Annotated in this window: 5 protein-coding genes; 4 read left to right on the forward strand and 1 reads right to left on the reverse strand. The window is 59.8% G+C overall.

The window, feature by feature from the left end; genetic code table 11:
- The coding region (locus QZY06_RS18820; RefSeq protein WP_295686984.1) for a site-specific integrase at window positions 1-1,486 on the forward strand (1,486 nt) is incomplete at its 5' end.
- Between the two features lie 232 nt (window positions 1,487-1,718).
- Here the strand turns inward: QZY06_RS18820 and QZY06_RS22280 are convergent.
- Window positions 1,719-2,156, reverse strand: a complete 438-nt coding sequence (locus tag QZY06_RS22280; protein WP_367275679.1) for a helix-turn-helix domain-containing protein — start codon at window positions 2,154-2,156, stop codon at window positions 1,719-1,721.
- A 135-nt stretch (window positions 2,157-2,291) separates the two neighbouring features.
- Between QZY06_RS22280 and QZY06_RS18825 the strand changes: the two genes are divergently transcribed.
- The 3 genes from QZY06_RS18825 to QZY06_RS18835 form a co-directional block, all read left to right on the forward strand.
- Entirely contained in the window at window positions 2,292-2,987 is a 696-nt protein-coding gene (locus tag QZY06_RS18825; protein ID WP_295686985.1) for a recombinase family protein, read from the forward strand.
- Between the two features lie 75 nt (window positions 2,988-3,062).
- Window positions 3,063-4,610, forward strand: a complete 1,548-nt coding sequence (locus QZY06_RS18830) for a class I SAM-dependent DNA methyltransferase (RefSeq protein WP_295686986.1) — start codon at window positions 3,063-3,065, stop codon at window positions 4,608-4,610.
- Window positions 4,607-5,281 (forward strand): restriction endonuclease subunit S (locus QZY06_RS18835; protein WP_295686988.1); only part of this gene is annotated, 675 nt, incomplete at its 3' end. The genes QZY06_RS18830 and QZY06_RS18835, both read left to right, overlap by 4 nt.

The raw sequence follows: 5,281 nt of genomic DNA on the forward strand, positions 1-5,281 counted from the left end.
CGAGCAACACCTCGAATCCCGCGGTCTAGGTCCCTATACATCGCCGACGCTGAACGACGAGGACCCTCTGGACCTTGAGGTCGAGCAGATCGAGCACCTCATCTCGGACGTTCGTGAGTTGCTCGCTCGCAGGGACTATCGCAGTGTCCGGGAGAGCGTTACACGACTCAGCGAAGAGCACAGAATCCCGGTAGATCAGTATGGAGCGTTGGCGTCGGGGCTCCTCCGGGCGAAAGTCGAGGCATTGGAAACTTTCAGGTGCAGCCTGTTGGGCGACTACCCGGCGCTTGGTGCGGCCACCTCAGTTGATACTGCCCCAGCGAGGCAAGAGGAGAAGCCCGCGCCGCTGCTCTCGGAAGCTCAGGGTCAACTCATTACTGCCATGCGCGCCAAGCCGAAGCCTTGGGTAGACAATACGGTCCGCAAGGCTGAGACGACGTTCCGACTCTTCCGCGAGTTCCTGGGAGATCGTCCCGTCAACGATTACAAGCGCAGTGATTGCCACTCGTTTTACCGAGCGCTGGCGTTGTTGCCGAAGCATTACGGGAAGGGTGCAAAAGACCGGGGTGTCACGATGCCCCAGCTCATCGACGCCGCCACGGGTATCGAAGGCCCGAGGCTGGCGTCCAAATCCATTAAGGGGCATTCCTCGCCGCTCGGCGCCCTGTTCGAGCACTTCCGTGACCCCGATAAGGTCAACTGGTCGAATCCTGCTTATGACTTCGACTTCGACAGGGTTGGCGCCGCGAGTGTCGCGAGAAAGATGTGGGAGGGAGAGCCGCTGCGACGGCTGTTCGCATCGCCAGTCTGGAAGGGGTGCAAGTCCGAAGACCGAAGGAAAGAACCCGGCGACTTGGTTATCCAGGATCACCGGTACTGGATGCCGATCCTAGCTCTGTATCACGGGACAAGGCTGGAAGAGCTTGCGCGGTTGATAGGAGGCGAGGTTCAGGAGGAAGGAGGCATCTCATTCCTTTGGATTACCGATTCGGACGAAGCAGCGCAAGGCGTCACCATCATGCGTAAGGAGCGTGTGAAGACCGACGCGGCAGTTCGGCGTGTGCCCCTTCACCGCGAGGTGTTGAGGCTGGGCTTCTTGGATTACGTCGCTGCCGTCGCACCGAACCCCTCGGATTTCCTGTTCCCGCTCCTCAAGCCTGACCCTAACAACGCCAACCTTCGCAGCGGGAAATTCTCGCAATGGTTCACCGATTACCGACGCTCTGTTGGTATCAACCAAGAGGGTTTCGCGTTCCATTCGTTCCGCCACGGCGTGGCTACCAAGCTCAACGCCGCTGGCGTTCCGGACGCCACGATCATCGAGTTGATCGGCCACGAAGGGACGACGACCCTTCAGACCCACTACATCAAGCGTGGGCACATACCACTTGCCGCTCTTCAAGAGGCCATCAACAGAATCAAATGGCCGGAAGTTGTGCTAGAGCCACCGAGGGCAAAATCGGGGCAAATATCCGCGACCTCATAACGTAGATCGCACGTGCCGGCTTCCCCCCGCTACCCGGCCGACTTCGATTGGAGCGGCCTCTGGTTTTCCGTCGCCTGGGTCATAATCTGCCCGCCACGAGCTAGGACCGGGGATGGAAGCCGGCCCCGCTCGTGAGAATCTTCATCGTCATTCCAGATCGGGGTTGGAAGCCGATCTGTCCTTGCCAGGCGCCGACGAAGATTTCGACAGGTCTTATCGAACCTTTCGCCCCCTACATGGGGGCATTTGTTTGTGTGGTTACGGCAATTGCTGAGCCGCTTGACGGCTTCGGTGGATTTACCGCGGCCAAAGCTGACAACTTCTCAACGGTGCTCCTCAGGTCGTAACTCACTGGTTGCCGCCTCGTTGCGTTCACGCGACGCACTAGCCCCAGCCTCACCAATTCCTGCATGAGCCTCTGAACTGTCCGTGGGCTCGATCCCATGCGTTTGGCGATTGTTTCAGGCCGAACGAACGGCGACTCATCCGCGTGCCACCACGCCATCAGCAAATTGAGCAAAACAACGAGGGCGCCGTCCGAAAGCCCGAGTCTCCCCTGGTGAACCAGAAGCATGTTGGGGATTGCAACAAAACCGGGATTAACAGCGTCGCCCCATTTCTGCCGGAGTTTCTGGCCGCTGATATTCGTCGATGGCTGAAATGAATCCATGGCGTGAATTTAATCAGTGGAGAGACTATGTGTATATATCAGGGTGCCGAAAATGACGGTATTCGACAGATGCCTTTGCTTTCGTAGTGAGGCGCGGTACAAAATGGCCTTACGCTCATCAGGCCGTTCTATACCATGTCCACCTCAGCGCCCAAGTTCGTGGCCTATCTCCGTGTCAGCACTCAGCAACAAGGCCGCAGTGGCTTGGGTTTGGAAGCCCAACGAAGCGCCGTGGAGACCTTCGCAGCCCATCGGGGTGCCTTGGTAACCCAATGGTTCACCGAAGTTGAATCCGGCAAGCGCAACACACGCCCGGAGCTGGTGAAGGCCTTGCATCTCGCCAAGGTCACTGGGGCCACTCTGGTGATCGCAAAGCTCGACCGCCTGTCCCGCAACGCGGCCTTCCTGCTCACTCTCAGGGACAGTGGCTCACGGTTCATTGCGGCTGACCTTCCGGACGCCAACGAGCTGACCGTGGGCATCATGGCGCTGGTCGCACAGCAAGAGCGCGAAGCTATTTCCAGACGCACCAAGGAGGCCCTGCAGGCCGCCAAGCGGCGCGGCACCAAGCTGGGCAACCCCAACGGGGCGGCGGCGCTCAGACGTGCCAGCAAGGGCAATGCTGCGAGCCTGGAAGCGATCCGGGACAAAGCAGACAAGCACGCCCAAGAACTGAAGCCGGTGCTCGATGCGCTGACTCATGACGGCATCACCAGCCTCGGCGCAGTCGCAGCGGCATTGAACGAGCGCGGCATGCTTACGCCCCGCGGTGGGCGTTGGTACAAGACCTCCGTGCACAATCTTGTGACGCGGATTCAATCTGCCGGCTGACTTGGCGGGCGCCTTGCTGAATACTCGGCGTAACAAAGGACCCCAGCCGGTCCTCATCACAAAAACCAGGGAATCATGGCGGCAGACCTCGTTGCAATTGAGAACAGCCTGTGGGCGGCTGCAGATCAGCTTTGGGCCAATACCGGCCTGAAGCCCTCGGACTTTTCCACGCCGGTCCTCGGGCTCATCTTCTTGCGCTTTGCAGACAAGCGATTCACCGAACTGACAGCCAAGCTGACGAAGAAGGGCGCGCCGGCTGACGAGCTGGAGCCGATGGACTACCAAGCCGAGGGCGTGCTATTCCTGCCGGAAGAGGCCCGCTTCTCGCACCTGCTTACGCTCACCGAGGGCGACAACCTAGGCCGCGCGATCAACAACGCGATGGCCCTCGTGGAAGCCAACAACGATGAGCTGAAGGGCGTGCTTCCGCGCAGCTACAACAAGCTACCCACGGCCACCCTCGTGGAGCTATTGCGCTTGCTGGCACCGCTAAACCTGGAAGGCGATGCCTTCGGCAAGGTTTACGAATACTTCCTCGGCAACTTCGCGATGAAGGAAGGCCAGAAGGGCGGCGTCTTCTACACGCCCACCAGCATCGTCCGGCTGATCGTGGAAATCCTGGAGCCCAACCACGGCCGCATCTTCGATCCCGCCTGTGGCTCCGGCGGCATGTTCGTGCAATGCGCCAGCTTCGTGCAGCGTCATCAGAAGAACGCCACACGCGAGCTGACCGTGTTCGGCACCGAAAAGGCTGCCGATACCGTCAAGCTCGGCAAGATGAACCTCGCCGTGCATGGCCTGTCTGGCGACATCCGCGAGTCCAACACCTACTACGAAGACCCGCACAAGGCTCTTGGCCGCTTTGACTTCGTGATGGCCAATCCTCCGTTTAACCACTCAGGCGTGGACAAGGATCGCCTTAAGGACGACCGCCGGTTTCCCCTGGGCCTGCCGAGCACGGACAACGCGAACTACCTCTGGATACAGCTCTTCTACGCGGCGCTGAACGACACCGGCCGCGCTGGCTTCGTCATGGCCAACTCGGCCGGCGATGCACGCGGCAGCGAGCTGGAGATCAGGAAGAAGCTGATCCAGTCCGGCGCCGTGGACGTGATCGTCAGCATCGGCTCCAACTTCTTCTATACCGTCACCTTGCCCTGCACCCTGTGGTTCTTCGACAAAGGCAAACGCCATAGCTCCCGCAAGGACAAGGTGCTTTTCATAGATGCCCGGCCATACTTCCGGCAGATTACGCGGGCCATCCGCGAGTTCACGCCCGAGCAGTTGGAGTTCCTAGCCAATATCGTCCGGCAGTATCGGGGAAAGGAGCCTGAGTTCGGCTATGGCAGCGGCGAAAGGCTGCTTCAGCAGTTCCCGGAACTGGGCTATAGCGATGTTCCGGGACTATGCAAGGCCGCGACGCTGGTCGAGATCGAGGCGCAGGGTTGGAGCCTCAATCCGGGGCGCTATGTAGGCGTTGGCGAACGCGCGGCCGATGACTTCGTTTTTTCGGAGCGGCTGGAAGAGTTGAATGAGGAGCTGGAGATACTCAATACCACCGCGAGGGCACTAGAGACCACCATCGCCGAGGCGGTTTCTGGCTTACTTGAGAAGTCGGCGTGACGATTGCCACCAGTGTTCTGACGCTGAACGACGTTTGCACTGCCATAGTCGATTGTGAGCACAAAACGGCGCCTACTCAGCCCGAAGGACATCCGTCGATCCGCACGCCAAACATTGGTCGCGGCCGGCTGTTACTTGATGGAGTCAACAGGGTATCGGACGAGACTTATCAACAATGGACGCAGCGAATGGAGCCACGCGCCGGCGATCTGATCTTGGCGCGGGAAGCTCCTATCGGCAATGTCGCCATCATTCCAGAGAAATTGAAGGTCTGTTTGGGGCAACGCACAGTTCTGATCCGCCCTGACCGCAAGAGGGTATTGCCCGAGTATCTGGTCTATCTGCTACTTGGCGACGAGATACAAGGTCGAATCCGCGGACAGTCAAACGGCGCAACGGTGCACCATCTCAACATGAAGGACATTCGGTGCCTGCGGCTGCCGAAGTTGCCTTCGACGGATGACCAACGCCGCATCGCCTCCATCCTCACCGCCTACGACGACCTGATCGAGAACAACACGCGGCGCATCGCGATCCTGGAGGAGATGGCCCGGCGCAGCTACGAGGAGTGGTTCGTCCACTTCCGCTTTCCCGGCCACGAGAACATGCGGATGGTCGAGTCCGGGATAGGGCCAGTGCCGGAGGGGTGGCGCCCGAAGCTTCTTGGGGAC

Origin of the sequence: uncultured Nevskia sp., assembly GCF_903885465.1 — a bacterium.
Taxonomy (GTDB): Bacteria; Pseudomonadota; Gammaproteobacteria; order Nevskiales; family Nevskiaceae; genus Nevskia.